13 protein-coding genes are annotated in these 13,418 nt (G+C 71.6%); 6 read left to right on the top strand and 7 right to left on the bottom strand.

The window, feature by feature from the left end; all coding sequences use genetic code 11:
- Positions 1 to 71: 71 nt before the first annotated feature.
- Genes ACY0MR_RS07770 through ACY0MR_RS07750 form a run of 5 tightly spaced genes read left to right on the top strand, consistent with a single transcriptional unit; the run spans position 72 to position 4,986 of the window.
- Positions 72 to 890 carry an ABC transporter ATP-binding protein gene (locus ACY0MR_RS07770; RefSeq protein WP_388796042.1) on the top strand — a complete coding sequence of 273 codons (819 nt, stop codon included), beginning with the start codon at positions 72 to 74 and terminating at the stop codon, positions 888 to 890.
- Positions 887 to 1,708, top strand: a complete 822-nt coding sequence (locus ACY0MR_RS07765; RefSeq protein WP_473559939.1) for an ABC transporter ATP-binding protein — start codon at positions 887 to 889, stop codon at positions 1,706 to 1,708. Before ACY0MR_RS07770 ends, ACY0MR_RS07765 begins: the two co-directional genes overlap by 4 nt.
- Positions 1,705 to 2,595 carry a branched-chain amino acid ABC transporter permease gene (locus ACY0MR_RS07760; RefSeq protein WP_473559937.1) on the top strand — a complete coding sequence of 297 codons (891 nt, stop codon included), beginning with the start codon at positions 1,705 to 1,707 and terminating at the stop codon, positions 2,593 to 2,595. Before ACY0MR_RS07765 ends, ACY0MR_RS07760 begins: the two co-directional genes overlap by 4 nt.
- Positions 2,588 to 3,724: a branched-chain amino acid ABC transporter permease gene (locus tag ACY0MR_RS07755; protein ID WP_473559935.1), complete on the top strand. Its 1,137-nt coding sequence runs from the start codon at positions 2,588 to 2,590 to the stop codon at positions 3,722 to 3,724. Before ACY0MR_RS07760 ends, ACY0MR_RS07755 begins: the two co-directional genes overlap by 8 nt.
- Positions 3,721 to 4,986, top strand: coding sequence for an ABC transporter substrate-binding protein (locus ACY0MR_RS07750; RefSeq protein WP_392864088.1), 1,266 nt, complete (start codon positions 3,721 to 3,723; stop codon positions 4,984 to 4,986). The genes ACY0MR_RS07755 and ACY0MR_RS07750 overlap by 4 nt, the downstream gene beginning before the upstream one ends.
- On the opposite strand, the gene ACY0MR_RS07745 is transcribed toward ACY0MR_RS07750, so the two are convergent.
- Positions 4,974 to 5,831, bottom strand: a complete 858-nt coding sequence (locus ACY0MR_RS07745) for an NAD-dependent epimerase/dehydratase family protein (protein WP_473559933.1) — start codon at positions 5,829 to 5,831, stop codon at positions 4,974 to 4,976. The two genes, ACY0MR_RS07750 and ACY0MR_RS07745, sit on opposite strands and share 13 nt — an antisense overlap.
- A gap of 69 nt (positions 5,832 to 5,900) precedes the next feature.
- Between ACY0MR_RS07745 and ACY0MR_RS07740 the strand changes: the two genes are divergently transcribed.
- Positions 5,901 to 6,941 carry a GNAT family N-acetyltransferase gene (locus ACY0MR_RS07740; protein WP_403313868.1) on the top strand — a complete coding sequence of 347 codons (1,041 nt, stop codon included), beginning with the start codon at positions 5,901 to 5,903 and terminating at the stop codon, positions 6,939 to 6,941.
- 67 nt (positions 6,942 to 7,008) lie between these two features.
- On the opposite strand, the gene pssA is transcribed toward ACY0MR_RS07740, so the two are convergent.
- The 6 genes from pssA to ACY0MR_RS07710 form a co-directional block, all read right to left on the bottom strand.
- Positions 7,009 to 7,875: a CDP-diacylglycerol--serine O-phosphatidyltransferase gene (gene pssA / locus ACY0MR_RS07735; RefSeq protein WP_388796267.1), complete on the bottom strand. Its 867-nt coding sequence runs from the start codon at positions 7,873 to 7,875 to the stop codon at positions 7,009 to 7,011.
- A complete protein-coding gene (locus tag ACY0MR_RS07730; protein WP_361849650.1) occupies positions 7,868 to 8,524 on the bottom strand; it encodes a phosphatidylserine decarboxylase in 657 nt (218 codons plus the stop codon). Before ACY0MR_RS07730 ends, pssA begins: the two co-directional genes overlap by 8 nt.
- Before the next feature lie 169 nt (positions 8,525 to 8,693).
- Entirely contained in the window at positions 8,694 to 9,899 is a 1,206-nt protein-coding gene (locus tag ACY0MR_RS07725; protein ID WP_361849648.1) for an acyl-CoA dehydrogenase family protein, read from the bottom strand.
- A 2-nt stretch (positions 9,900 to 9,901) separates the two neighbouring features.
- Positions 9,902 to 10,426 carry a MaoC family dehydratase gene (locus tag ACY0MR_RS07720; protein WP_388796023.1) on the bottom strand — a complete coding sequence of 175 codons (525 nt, stop codon included), beginning with the start codon at positions 10,424 to 10,426 and terminating at the stop codon, positions 9,902 to 9,904.
- A gap of 4 nt (positions 10,427 to 10,430) precedes the next feature.
- The gene (locus ACY0MR_RS07715; RefSeq protein WP_030218356.1) at positions 10,431 to 11,405 is read right to left on the bottom strand and encodes an HpcH/HpaI aldolase/citrate lyase family protein; all 975 of its coding nucleotides are present in this window, start codon (positions 11,403 to 11,405) and stop codon (positions 10,431 to 10,433) included.
- Entirely contained in the window at positions 11,402 to 13,414 is a 2,013-nt protein-coding gene (locus tag ACY0MR_RS07710) for a protein meaA (RefSeq protein WP_361849642.1), read from the bottom strand. Before ACY0MR_RS07710 ends, ACY0MR_RS07715 begins: the two co-directional genes overlap by 4 nt.
- Between the last annotated feature and the right edge of the window lie 4 nt (positions 13,415 to 13,418).

The following is a 13,418-nucleotide window of genomic DNA, read 5'->3' as shown; positions in this document are numbered from 1 at the left end:
CCGGTGCTGGGGTGAGCGCCATCGAACGGCCGAGTAACAAGAGACGGCCGGGAATCCGGAAGAGGGGAACCATGGGAGGTACCGCACCCGCCCTCGAGGTGACGGACCTGACGGCGGGATACGGGCCGGTGCACGCGCTGCGACGGGTGTCGCTGACCGTGCCCGCGGGCGAGGTCGTCACCGTTCTCGGAGCCAACGGAGCCGGCAAGTCGACCCTGCTGCGGGCGGTCTCGCGCACCCTCCGGTTCCACGGCGGCGCCGTGGTCTCCGGCACGGTGAGCCGCGACGGCCGGCCGCTCGACGGCCTGCCGCCCGACCGCGTCGTCGCGGCCGGCGTCTCCCAGGTGCCCGAGGGCCGTCAGGTCTTCGCCCGCATGTCGGTCGAGGACAACCTGCGCGCCGGGGCGCTCGGCAGCCGCGGCGGACGGGCGGCGCGGACGGCCTCCCTCCGCCGGGTCCACGAGCTCTTCCCGGTCCTGGCGGAACGCGCCCGGCAGCCCGCGGGGCTGCTCTCCGGCGGCGAGCAGCAGATGCTGGCCGTCGGCCGCGCCCTGATGGCCGCGCCGGGCCTGCTGCTGCTCGACGAACCCTCGCTCGGGCTCGCCCCGCTGATGGCGGCCCGGATCGCGGACGCCGTCCGGGAGATCAACGCCCAGGGAACGGCCGTGCTGCTCGTCGAGCAGAACGCCGCACTCGCCCTCCGGCTGGCCTCCCGCGCGTACGTCCTGGAGGTCGGCGAGGTCACCCTCTCCGGCCCGGCCGCCGAACTCGCCGCCTCCGACGAGGTGCGCCGCCGCTACCTGGGCGTGGTCGACGAGGACGCCGCCGCCGACGCGGCCCGCGCCCGGGCCGCGCACCCGGTCCTGTCCCGCTGGGAGGAGTCCCGATGACCGCGCCGCCCCCGCAGCCCCCCGCGCCCGCTGCCGCCGCTCCCGGCGTCCCGGCCCTCGAAGTCCGCGGCCTCACCGTGCGCTTCGCCGGCCTCACCGCTCTCGACGCCGTCGGCTTCACCGTTCGGCCCGGCACCGTGCACGCCCTCATCGGCCCCAACGGCGCGGGCAAGTCCACCTGCTTCAACGTCCTCTCCGGCGTCTACCACGCCACCGAGGGCTCCGTCCGCCTCGGCGCGCACGAGCTGACCGCCCTGCCCCCGCACCGGATCGCCGGCCTCGGCGTCGGCCGGATCTTCCAGAACCTGGCCCTGCCGCCCCGCGCCACCGTCGAGGACAGCCTGATGCTCGGCCGCCACCGGCTGACCCGCACCGGATTCCTCGCCGCCGGGCTGCGCCTCCCCTCGGCCGCCCGCGAGGAGGCGCGCCACCGCGCCCGGGTCCGGGAGATCGCCGCCTTCGTCGGCCTGGAGCAGCAGCTCGGGCGACCGGCGGGCTCCCTCCCGTACGGACAGCAGAAGCTCGCCGAACTGGCCCGCGCGCTCTGCATGGAGCCCCGGCTGCTCCTCCTCGACGAGCCCGTCGCCGGGATGACCGCGGACGAGCGGCGCCGCACCGCGTCCGTCATCGCCGGGGTCCGGGACAGCCTGGGCATCTCGGTGCTCCTCGTCGAACACGACATGGGCCTGGTGATGCGGCTCGCCGACTCCGTCACCGTCCTCGACTTCGGCCGCCGGATCGCCGACGGCGCCCCCGGCGACGTCCAGAACGACCCGGCGGTCGTCCGCGCCTACCTCGGAGAGGAGTCCGCCGCGTGAGCACCTTCGCCGAGTTCCTGATCAACGGCGTCTCACTGGGCTCGATCTACGCCCTCATCGCCCTCGGTTTCGTGATCATCTTCCGGGCCACCGAGGTGGTCAACTTCGCCCACGCCTCGCTCCTGCTGGCCGGCGGCTATCTCACCGCCGTCCTCCACGACGAGATCGGCTTCTGGCCCGCCCTGCTCACCGGCATCGCCGGCGCGGCCGTGGTGGGCGCCGCCGTCGAGTTCCTCGTGATGCGCCGCCACCGCGGAGCCGACCACAGCGTCCTCGCCATCGTCACCATCGGCGTCGACATCCTCCTCGCCACCGAGCTGACCCGGCGCATCGGCACCGACATCCTCGCCCTCGGCGATCCCTGGGGGGACGCCGTCGTCACCGTCGGCGGGGTCAACGTGGCCCAGACCCGGATCGCCGCGCTGCTCGCCGCGGCCCTCCTCATCACCGCCTTCCTGCTCGCCTTCCGCTACACCGCCTGGGGCGTCGCCATGCGGGCCGCCGCCGAGAACCAGGAGACCGCCGCCCTCATGGGCATCCGGCTCGGCCGGGTCTCGATCGGGGCCTGGGCGGTCGCCGGCGGCCTCGCGGCCGTCGCCGCGCTCTTCCTCACCGTCTTCCCGACCCCGGGTCTGGAGCGGGCCACCTCGCTCGCCGCGCTCAAGGCGTTCCCGGCCGCCATCCTCGGCGGCCTCGACTCCACCACGGGCGCCCTCGTCGGCGGCCTCCTGGTCGGCATCACCGAGTCCCTCGCCACCGGCTACCAGAGCGACCTGGCGTTCCTGGGCCGCGGGATCGGCGACCTCGCCCCGTACCTCGTCATGGTCGCGGTGCTCCTGATCCGCCCGGCCGGACTCTTCGGCACCAAGGAGCCGGCCCGTGTCTGAGACCCTCGCCCGCCGGGCGCCGCGCGTCGGAACCCCCGCGGTGTACGGAGGGGCCGCCGCCGGCCTCGTCCTCCTCGTCCCGCCCTTCTACCTGGACCGGTTCTGGCTCCAGGCCGGACTGTTCGCGATGGCCGCCGCGATCGGCGCGATCGGCATCAACCTGCTGACCGGGGCGACCGGACAGCTCTCCATGGGCCACGCCTTCTTCCTCGCGGTGGGGGCCTACGGCTACTGCGCCCTCGCCGGGGACGGCACCGACGGGCTGGCCGGCCTCGGCCTGCCCGGCTGGCTCGCCGCGGTCCTCGCCGTCGCCCTCTCGGGCCTGGCCGGCGGGGTGTTCAGCCCCATCGCGGGACGGCTGCGGGGCGCGTACCTCGGCATCGCCACCCTCGCGCTGATCTTCATCGGCCAGCACGTCCTCTTCAACGCCCACGACCTGACGGGCGGCTACAACGGCCGTGCGGTCCCGCCGCTCTCGCTCTTCGGTCTCACCTTCGACGACACCGAACTCCTCGTCGCCCAGGTGCCGTTCGGAGCGGTCGAGAAGCTCTGGTACCTGGGGCTCGCGCTGCTCCTCGGCGGGGTGCTCTTCGCCCGCGGGGTCCTGCGCGGGCGCCCCGGACGCGCGATGAACGCCATCCGCGACCACCGGATCGCCGCCGGGGTCATGGGCATCCCGGTGGCCCGTCTCCGCGCCGCCGTCTTCGTCCTCTCCTCCATGTACGCGGGTCTCGCCGGCGTCCTGCTCGCGCTGGTCTTCCAGCGCACCGTCCCGGAGTACTTCGGGATGGCGCTCTCCCTCGAATACCTCGCCATGATCGTCATCGGCGGGCTCGGCTCGGTCGCGGGCGCGGTCGCCGGCGGCGTCTTCGTCTCCCTCCTGCCGCAGGTCCTCAACCGCTACAGCGACGCGCTCCCGCTGGTCTCCGCCCCGGGTACGGGCGGCATCGCACCGGGGGAGGCCGCGCGCTACCTGTACGGAGCCGCCGTCGTCGCGGTGGTGCTGTTCCTGCCCGGAGGCCTGGCCCGGCTGGCCGCCCGCAGACCGGGGAGATCCCGCGGCGGCACGAGCCCCAAGAACCCCACGAACACCCCGACCACCACCGAACCCTCAGGGGAGGCACGATGAACCACAGACGACAGGCCGTGCGGGGCCTGGCCGCCGCGCTCGCCGCACTGGTCGCCCTCACCGCCGCCGGTTGCAGCTCCAAGGCGAAGACCGGCGACGGCAAGCAGACCGGGGCCGGGGGAGTGAAGACCGGCGAGGGCGTCACCGACGCGACCATCTCGCTCGGCGCCCTCACCGACATGACCGGCGTGTACGCCACCCTCGGCAAGAGCGTCACCCAGGCCCAGCAGCTGTACGTGAAGCAGGTCAACGCCGCCGGCGGGATCTGCGGCCGGCAGCTGGAGCTGACGGTCCGCGACCACGGCTACGACCCGCAGAAGGCGCTCGCCGCCTACACCGAGCTGGAGCCGAAGGTCGTCGGCTACACCCAGTTCATCGGCTCGCCCTTCGTCGCGGCCGTCAAGCCCCGGGTGGACGTCAAGGACAAGGGCCTCGTCCTCCCGCAGGCCTGGTCGGCCTCCCTGCTCGGCTCCCCGTACATCCGCGTCCTGGGCGCCACCTACGACGTCGAGACCATCAACGCCGTCGACTTCCTCCTCACGGAGAAGGGCCTGAAGCCGGGCGACCGGCTCGGCCACGTCTACTTCGAGGGCGACTACGGCGAGAACGCGCTCAAGGGCTCGAAGTACGCGGCGGAGAAGGCCGGCCTGACCGTCGTCGAGCAGAAGATCAAGCCCACCGACAACGACATGTCGGCGCAGGTCGCGGCGCTCAAGCAGGCCGGGGTCAAGGCGGTCGTCATCAGCGCCGGCCCCCGTCAGGCCGCCTCCCTCGTCGGCGTCGCCGCCGCCACCGGCCTGAAGGTCCCCGTCGTCGGCAACAACTCCGCCTTCGCACCGCAGCTCCTCGGCACCCAGGCCGGACCCGCCCTGGAGAAGATGTACTGGTTCGCCTCCCCGAGCCTGCCCATCGGCGCCGACACCCCGACGGCCCGCAAGCTCGTCGCGGACTACCGGGCCGCCTACCCGAGCGACTCCCTCGACAACGGCATCGTCGCCGGCTGGACCGCGGCGAGCGTCTTCGGCGAGGCACTGAAGAAGGCCTGCGCGAGCAAGGACCTCACCCGCGAGGGGGTCGACAAGGCGCTCCTGACCCTGAGGTCCTACGACGCCGGCTTCGGGATGAGCCACGACCTCGGCGACCCCAAGGCCCCGTCGTCGCGCGAGTCCGTCATCATCCAGCCCGACAAGAAGGTCCCCGGCGGCATGCGCACGGTCCGGCAGCCCTTCGTCGCGGACGCCGCGAAGGCCTACACCCCCTGACCGACCGTCCCCGGCCCCCGGCCCCCGAAGCCCGTCCGCCAGGACGGGCGGGCCGGGGCCCAGCCCAGGGCCCTGGCCCGGTCGTTCACCGCGCCCCGGGCCCAGGGCGCCCCGCCCGTTCCCCGCGCCGGGGCCGGGACGCCCAGGGCGTCCGCGAGGACCGGCAGCCAGGTACGGCCGGGCGCGGGCTCGTCGTCGACCACGTTGTACGCGCCCGGGGGCCACGCGAGAGCCCGTACGGCCGCCTCGGCGGCATCGGAGACGTGCACGAAGGAGCTCACCGCGTCGTCGGCCGCCAGGCTCCCGAGGAACCGGGCCGCCGGGTCCCCGGCGAGCGCCGCGGCCACGGCGCCCCCGGGGGCGTACCAGGTGCCGGGGCCGTACAGGACGCCGTACCGCAGGACCACGGCCTCCGGCAGCTCGGTCACCGCGGACTCCAGGGCCCGCACCCCCGCGACGATCCGGGACCTGGGCTCCTCCCGGGTCGGATCGAGCGGCACGGACTCGTCCGCGGGACCCTCCCCGGGGGCGTACGCCCAGCTGATGGACTGCGCGACGATCCGCCGCACCCCGGCCGCGCGGGCCGCGTCCACCAGGTTCCGCGTGCCGTCGGTCCTGATCCGGTTGTTCGCGGCGCCGTCCGCCGCCCCGAGGTCCGTCAGCTGGTGGACCACCGCGTCCGGCGCGGCCTCGGCCACCGCCCGGCGCACGGCCCCGGCGTCCAGCACGTCCACGGGACGCGGCCCCCGCCGCGAGATCCCCACGACCTCGTGCCCGGCCCCCTCCAGGAGCGGCACCATCTGACGACCCACGGCGCCCGTGGCGCCCGCGACGAGTACACGCATGATCGACAGCCTAGGGGGTCGTCCCGGGGCGTCACACGGACGAAACAACGCGGTGTGAAGCTCGGTCCCATGAACGCATCGATCGTGGAGAACCGCTCCCACCCGCGTCTCCCCGACCTGCTGGGGGCCTACCACCTGGCCAACCAGGCCGAGAAGGGCACGCCCGTGGCGGCCGTCGCCGGGCTCCCGGACGTATACCGCGGCGAGGTCGACGACCCGGCCGCCGCCTTCACGGCCGACACGGTCCTGCTCGCCACCCCGCCCGGCCACGACCTCCCGGCCGCCTGCGTCGTCCTCAAGGCCGCGCACGGCGACCGGGCACCCGAGATCAAACGGCTCTGGGTCGCGCCCGAGGCCCGTCGGCAGGGACTCGCGCGGGCCCTCATGGCCGAGGCGCTGCGCCGGGCGGCGGCCTCCGGCGCCTCCGCCGTACGCCTCACCGTGTGGAACTGGCGGGAGGAGCCGCTGGCCCTCTACCGCAGCCTCGGCTTCGAGACCGTCGCCTCCTGGGACGAGCGGCCCGACCTCCTCTGCCTGCGGAAGCCGCTGCGGGAACGCCCGGAGCGGGCCCCGAGCCCGGCCTCGGAGGACCGGATCGAGCTGCTCACCCCCGACGCGGTCCGCGCCCACGCCCCGGGCGGCCTCGCCGCCCTCCTCCTCGACGCCGTCGACTCCGGCGCCTCCGTCGGCTTCCTGAGCCCCCTGGCGGCCGACGAGGCGGCCGCCTGGTGGACCGGAGCCGCAGAGGAGGCCGACCGGGGCGTACGGGACGTCTGGGCGGCCCACGGCCCCGACGGGAGCCTCACGGGCGTCGTCACCCTGGTCCGGGCCGGCGCCGCCAACGGCCGGCACCGCGGTGAGATCGCCCGTCTCCTGGTGCACCGCTCGGCCCGGGGTCGCGGCCTCGCCCGCCGGCTGCTCGCGGCGGCCGAGGCCCGGGCCGCCGCGACCGGCCTCGGCCTGCTCGTCCTGGACACCCAGACCGGCAGTCCCGCCGAGCGTCTCTACCGGGGCACGGGCTGGACGGCCGCCGGCACCGTCCCGGACTACGCGGCCGACCCGGCCGGCGTCCTGCGCGCCACCACGCTGTACTACAAGCGCCTCGGCTGACGGGCAGGACACGAGAAGGGCCCCGGAGGCGATATCGCCTCCGGGGCCCTGACGTTCTCGTCCTGCGCTACGGCGTCTGCGCCGCCCGCGCCTCCCGGCTCTCGCGCCGGTTGCCGCGGAAGGTGTTCACCCGGCGGGCCGTCGCGAAGAGGGGGATCACGGCGCCCATCACGACCTGGAGCGCGCACCCGGTCTGGAGCAGGAACTGCCCGCCCGGGGCGTCGAAGGCCCAGGCCGCCAGCATGCCCATCGCGCCGACGATCCAGCTGAGCATCGCCACCGCGAGGACGCCCCGCGGCTTCGGGTACTCGACCCGGCTCACCATCAGCCAGGCGACACCGATGATCGCCAGGAGCGTCGGGATGAACGGCAGCTCCAGCAGCACGATCGAGACGACCGTCAGCGCGCCGAAGGGGCTCGGCATGCCCTGGAACATGCCGTCCTTCATGGTCACGCAGGAGAACCTGGCCAGCCGCAGCACCACCGCGAGCAGCACCACGATCGCGGCAACCGCCGAGACCTTCTGCTGCGCGCCCGGCGTGACCATGCCGTACACGAGTACGAAGTAGGCCGGTGCCAGACCGAAGCTGATCAGGTCCGAGAGGTTGTCGAGCTCGGCGCCCATCGGGGACGAGCGGAGCTTGCGCGCCACGATCCCGTCGAACAGGTCGAAGATCGCCGCGGCGAGCATCAGGATGACGGCGGTGGCGGCGCTGTTGCGCGCCATGCCGGTCTCCGTGCTGCCCGTCAGGTGCGGGATGAGGATGCCCGTGGTGGTGAAGTACACCGCCATGAATCCGCACGTGGCGTTACCGAGCGTGAGGGCGTCCGCTATGGACAGCCTCAGCGACAGCGGCATCTCCTCGGCCTCTTCGGCCGCTTCCGTGTCGGCGCCGGCGACCCAGTCCCCGGCCCGTGTGTCGGGATCAATCACGGTCAATGCGAGTCACCCCCGCTGTGGTGGCCTGGCCGACCTCGACGGCGACCTCGACACCCTCGGGGAGGTAGATGTCGACGCGCGAGCCGAAGCGGATCAGACCGATGCGGTCACCCTGCTCGACCTTCGTCCCCTGCGGAATGTAGGGCACGATGCGCCGGGCGACGGCGCCCGCGATCTGGACCATCTCGATGTCGCCGAGCTCGGTGTCGAAGTGCCAGACAACGCGCTCGTTGTTCTCGCTCTCCTTGTTGAACGCCGGCACGAACCCGCCGGGAACGTGCTCCACGGACGTCACGGTGCCGGCCAGCGGCGCGCGGTTGACGTGGACGTTCAGCGGGCTCATGAAGATGGCGACCCGGGTGCGCCCGTCCTTCCACGGCATGATGCTCTGCACCACACCGTCGGCGGGGGAGATGACCCGGCCCTGAGCGATCTCGCGCTCGGGGTCGCGGAAGAACCACAGCATGCCGGCCGCGAGCGCGGTGGTCGGCACGGCGATGGCCGCGGCCCGCCTCGACTTGCGCGCGCGCACGAGGCTGAGCGCCGCGGTGGCGACGGTCGGCAGAAGCCACGGCGATGCTCCGCGCGCGAGGCGTACGCCCTGGAGGCTGTCGCGGTGTGCAGAGGTTTGGCTGTGGGGCATGGATGACCTTCGTAGCGGATGATGCCGCACTGGCAACGGGGGACGGCGGCTTTCCCTCGATGCTATCGGTTGCGGGGCGCAACTGGGTAAGCCAGGAACCGAGTCGACGGCCGGAAGACGAACACAGGGTGTGATCTTCTTCGCGGCCGAATCGACCCAAATCCGACAATCAACCCTGGAACCGGTACTCCTCGAGCAGCCGGCGACCAATGATCATTTTCTGGATCTCGGCGGTACCTTCACCGATGAGCAGCATCGGCGCCTCCCGGTAAAGGCGCTCGATCTCGTACTCCTTGGAGAACCCGTACCCGCCGTGAATGCGGAAGGCATCCTCGACGACCTCCTTGCAGTACTCGGAGGCGAGGTACTTCGCCATCCCTGCTTCGAGGTCGTTTCGTTCCCCGGAGTCCTTTTTGCGCGCTGCGTTCACCATCATCGCATGAGCGGCCTCGACCTTGGTAGCCATCTCGGCCAGCTTGAACTGAATCGCCTGGTGCTGGGCGATCGCCTTGCCGAAAGTGTGACGTTGCTGGGCATACGAGACACCGAGTTCGAAAGCACGCTGAGCGACGCCGCAACCACGGGCCGCCACGTTGACGCGGCCGACCTCGACGCCGTCCATCATTTGGTAAAACCCTCGGCCCGTGACGCCGCCGAGGACCCGATTGGCCGGAATGCGCAGTCCGTCCATGATGAGTTCGGTCGTGTCGACGCCCTTGTAACCCATCTTGTCGATCTTCCCGGGGATGGTGAGGCCGGGGCGGACCTCTCCGAAGCCGGGCTCCTTCTCGACGAGGAAGGTCGTCATCGACTTGTGGGGGGCGGTGCCCTCCGGGTGTCCTTCGTCACTTCGGACGAGAACGGCGACCAGCGTGGACGTGCCGCCGTTGGTCAGCCACATCTTCTGGCCGTTCAGGACGTACTCGTCGCCGTCCTTCACCGCCTTCGACGTGATGGCCGACACGTCCGAGCCGAGAGCCGGCTCCGACATCGAGAACGCGCCGCGCGTCTCGCCGGCCGCCATCCGCGGGAGGAAGTAGTCCTTCTGCTCCTGCGTGCCGTGCTGCTTCAGCATGTACGCCACGATGAAGTGCGTGTTGATGATGCCGGAGACCGACATCCAGCCACGCGCGATCTCCTCCACGCACAGCGCGTAGGTGAGGAGCGACTCACCCAGGCCCCCGTACTCCTCGGGGATCATCAGACCGAAGAGGCCGAGCTCCTTGAGCCCGTCGACGATCTGCTGGGGGTACTCGTCGCGGTGCTCCAGCTCGGTCGCGACCGGGATGATCTCCTTGTCGACGAACTCCCGGACGGTCTTCAGGATCTCCTGCTGGACGTCCGTGAGCCCGGCGGTCTGGGCGAGTCGGGCCATGGCTACTTCTCCGTCTTCTCGGCGGGCTCGATCAGCTGGGGGCGGCCGGGCTGCTCGCCGCCGCGCTCCTTGATGTACGTCTCGGTGGGGACCATCACCTTGCGGCGGAAGACGCACACGAGGGTGCCGTCCTGCTTGTAGCCCTTGGTCTCGACGTAGACGATGCCGCGGTCGTTCTTCGACCTCGACGGGGTCTTGTCGAGGACCGTGGTCTCGCCGTAGATCGTGTCGCCGTGGAAGGTCGGCGCCACGTGCCGCAGCGACTCGATCTCCAGGTTGGCGATGGCCTTGCCGGAGACGTCCGGCACGGACATGCCCAGCAGCAGCGAGTAGATGTAGTTGCCCACGACGACGTTCTTGCCGAAGTCCGTCGTGTTCTCGGCGTAGTTCACATCCATGTGCAGTGGATGGTGGTTCATCGTCAGCAGGCAGAAGAGGTGGTCGTCGTACTCGGTGACCGTCTTCCCGGGCCAGTGCTTGTACACGGCACCGACTTCGAACTCTTCGTAGGTGCGGCCGAACTGCATGGGATCAGGCCTCCGGGATCTCGAACTTGCCGGTGCGCTGCATGCCGGCGGCGCGGCCCTTGCCGGAGATGACCAGGGCCATCTTGCGGGAGGCCTCGTCGATCATCTCGTCGCCGAGCATCGCGGAGCCCTTCTTCCCGCCGGCCTCGGACGTGTAGTAGTCGTAGGCGTCGAGGATCAGCTCGGCGTGGTCGTAGTCCTCCTGCGAGGGCGAGAAGATCTCGTTCGCGGCGGCGACCTGGTCCGGGTGCAGCACCCACTTGCCGTCGAACCCGAGGGCGGCGGCGCGCTGCGCGACGGCCTTGTAGCCCTCCTGGTTGCGGATCTGGAGGTACGGGCCGTCGATGGCCTGGAGGTTGTTGGCGCGGGCGGCCATCAGGATGCTCATCAGGATGTGGTGGTACGCGTCCGCCGGGTAGCCGGGCGGCTGCTCGCCCACGACCAGCGACTTCATGTTGATGGAGGCCATGAAGTCGGCCGGGCCGAAGATGATCGTCTCGACGCGCTGGGAGGCCTGCGCGATCGCGTTGACGTTGGTCAGGCCCTGCGCGTTCTCGATCTGCGCCTCGATGCCGATCTTGCCGACCTCGAAGCCCATCGTCTTCTCGATCTGCGTCAGCAGCAGGTCGAGCGCCACGATCTGCTGGGCGTCCTGGACCTTCGGCAGCATGATGCAGTCGAGGTTCTGGCCGGCGCCCTCGACGACCGTGACGACGTCGCGGTAGGTCCAGTGGGTCGTCCAGTCGTTGACGCGGACGACGCGGGTCTTGCCGGTCCAGTCGCCCTCGTTCAGGAACTTCACGATGGTGTGCCGGGCCTCGGGCTTGGCCAGCGGGGCGCACGCGTCCTCCAGGTCCAGGAAGACCTGGTCGGCCGCGAGGCCCTGGGCCTTCTCCAGGAAGCGCGGGTTGGAACCGGGGACCGCCAGACAGGAGCGGCGGGGGCGCAGCCGGTTCACGGGGGACGCGGGGCTGGTCATGCGGGGACCTCCAGGGGATCGAGCTTGTTCGCTGTCCGGATCTCGTCGACGATACGTCCGATGATCTCCGTGATGCCGAAGTCCTTCGGCGTGAAGACGGCGGCCACACCCGCACGCTTCAGTTCTGCGGCGTCGGCGTTCGGGATGATCCCGCCGACGATGACGGGCACGTCGCTCGCGCCCGCCTCGCGCAGGCGGTCGAGCACGTCCGGCACCAGCTCGGCGTGCGAGCCGGAGAGGATCGACAGGCCCACGCAGTGCACGTCCTCCGCGAGGGCCGCGCTCACGATCTGCTCGGGCGTCAGCCGGATGCCCTGGTAGACCACCTCGAAACCGGCGTCACGCGCGCGTACGGCGATCTGCTCGGCCCCGTTGGAGTGGCCGTCCAGGCCCGGCTTCCCGACGAGCAGCCGGAGCCGCCCGACGCCCATCTCCTCGGCGGTCCGCGCCACCTTGTCCCGCACCAGGGCAAGCGGGGTGCCCGCCTCGGCCGTGACCGCGACCGGAGCCGAGGACACGCCCGTGGGGGCGCGGAACTCGCCGAAGACGTCCCGCAGCGCCCAGGACCACTCCCCGGTCGTGACGCCCGCACGCGCGCACTCCAGGGTGGCGGCGAAGAGGTTGCCGTCACCGGCAGCCGTCGCCTTCAGCGTCGCCAGGGATTCCTGGGCGCGGGTCTCGTCGCGGTTGTCGCGCCACTCGTGGAGGGCGTCGACCACGCGCGCCTCGTTCGCCGGGTCCACCGTCATGATGGCGGTGTCCAGATCGGCGGTGAGGGGGTTCTCCTCGGTCGCCTCGAAGATGTTGACGCCGATGATCTTCTCGTCGCCGGCCTCGATCCGGGCGCGCCGCTCGGCGTGCGAGGAGACGAGCTGCGACTTGAGGTAGCCGGACTCGACGGCGGCCATCGCGCCGCCCATCTCCTGGATCCGCGCGATCTCGGCCAGGCACTCCTCGACGAGCGAGTCGACCTTGGCCTCGATGACGTGCGAACCGGCGAAGATGTCCTCGTACTCCAGCAGGTCGGACTCGTGGGCGAGCACCTGCTGGATGCGGAGCGACCACTGCTGGTCCCACGGCCGGGGCAGGCCGAGGGCCTCGTTCCAGGCGGGCAGCTGCACGGCGCGGGCGCGGGCGTCCTTGGAGAGGGTGACGGCCAGCATCTCCAGGACGATCCGCTGGACGTTGTTCTCCGGCTGGGCCTCGGTGAGGCCGAGCGAGTTGACCTGTACGCCGTAGCGGAACCGGCGCTGCTTCTCGTTCTCGATGCCGTACCGCTCGCGGGTGATCCGGTCCCAGATGCGGCCGAAGGCCCGCATCTTGCACATCTCCTCGATGAAGCGGACGCCCGCGTTCACGAAGAAGGAGATGCGGGCGACGACCTCGCCCCTGCGGTCCTCGGGGACCTGGCCCGAGGCGAACACCGCGTCGAGCACGGCGATCGCGGTGGACATCGCGTACGAGATCTCCTGGACCGGGGTGGCCCCGGCCTCCTGCAGGTGGTAGCTGCAGATGTTGATCGGGTTCCACTTCGGGATGTTGTTCACCGTGTAGGTGATCATGTCCGTCGTGAGGCGGAGGGAGGGGCCGGGCGGGAAGACGTGCGTCCCGCGCGACAGGTACTCCTTCACGATGTCGTTCTGGGTGGTGCCCTGGAGCCGGGTGACGTCCGCGCCCTGCTCCTCGGCGACCACCTGGTAGAGCGCCAGGAGCCACATCGCCGTGGCGTTGATGGTCATCGAGGTGTTCATCCGGTCCAGGGGGATGTCCTGGAACAGTCGGCGCATGTCGCCGAGGTGCGAGACGGGGACGCCGACCCGGCCGACCTCGCCGCGGGCGAGGATGTGGTCGGGGTCGTACCCGGTCTGCGTCGGCAGGTCGAACGCGACCGAGAGGCCGGTCTGACCCTTGGCGAGGTTGCGCCGGTACAGCTCGTTGGACGCCTCGGCGGTCGAGTGACCGGCGTACGTCCGCATGAGCCACGGCCGGTCCTTCTGGCGCTCAGTCATCTGT

Source organism: Streptomyces sp. JN8, assembly GCF_055808075.1.
This window is presented reverse-complemented; position numbering and strand designations above follow the sequence as displayed.

Coding starts and splice junctions, on each gene's coding strand:
- ACY0MR_RS07770 (WP_388796042.1), top strand. CDS start 72: ATGGGAGGTACCGCACCCGCCCTCGAGGTGACGGACCTGACGGCGGGA.
- ACY0MR_RS07765 (WP_473559939.1), top strand. CDS start 887: ATGACCGCGCCGCCCCCGCAGCCCCCCGCGCCCGCTGCCGCCGCTCCC.
- ACY0MR_RS07750 (WP_392864088.1), top strand. CDS start 3,721: ATGAACCACAGACGACAGGCCGTGCGGGGCCTGGCCGCCGCGCTCGCC.
- ACY0MR_RS07745 (WP_473559933.1), bottom strand. CDS start 5,831: ATGCGTGTACTCGTCGCGGGCGCCACGGGCGCCGTGGGTCGTCAGATG.
- ACY0MR_RS07740 (WP_403313868.1), top strand. CDS start 5,901: ATGAACGCATCGATCGTGGAGAACCGCTCCCACCCGCGTCTCCCCGAC.
- ACY0MR_RS07730 (WP_361849650.1), bottom strand. CDS start 8,524: ATGCCCCACAGCCAAACCTCTGCACACCGCGACAGCCTCCAGGGCGTA.
- ACY0MR_RS07725 (WP_361849648.1), bottom strand. CDS start 9,899: ATGGCCCGACTCGCCCAGACCGCCGGGCTCACGGACGTCCAGCAGGAG.
- ACY0MR_RS07720 (WP_388796023.1), bottom strand. CDS start 10,426: ATGCAGTTCGGCCGCACCTACGAAGAGTTCGAAGTCGGTGCCGTGTAC.
- ACY0MR_RS07715 (WP_030218356.1), bottom strand. CDS start 11,405: ATGACCAGCCCCGCGTCCCCCGTGAACCGGCTGCGCCCCCGCCGCTCC.
- ACY0MR_RS07710 (WP_361849642.1), bottom strand. CDS start 13,414: ATGACTGAGCGCCAGAAGGACCGGCCGTGGCTCATGCGGACGTACGCC.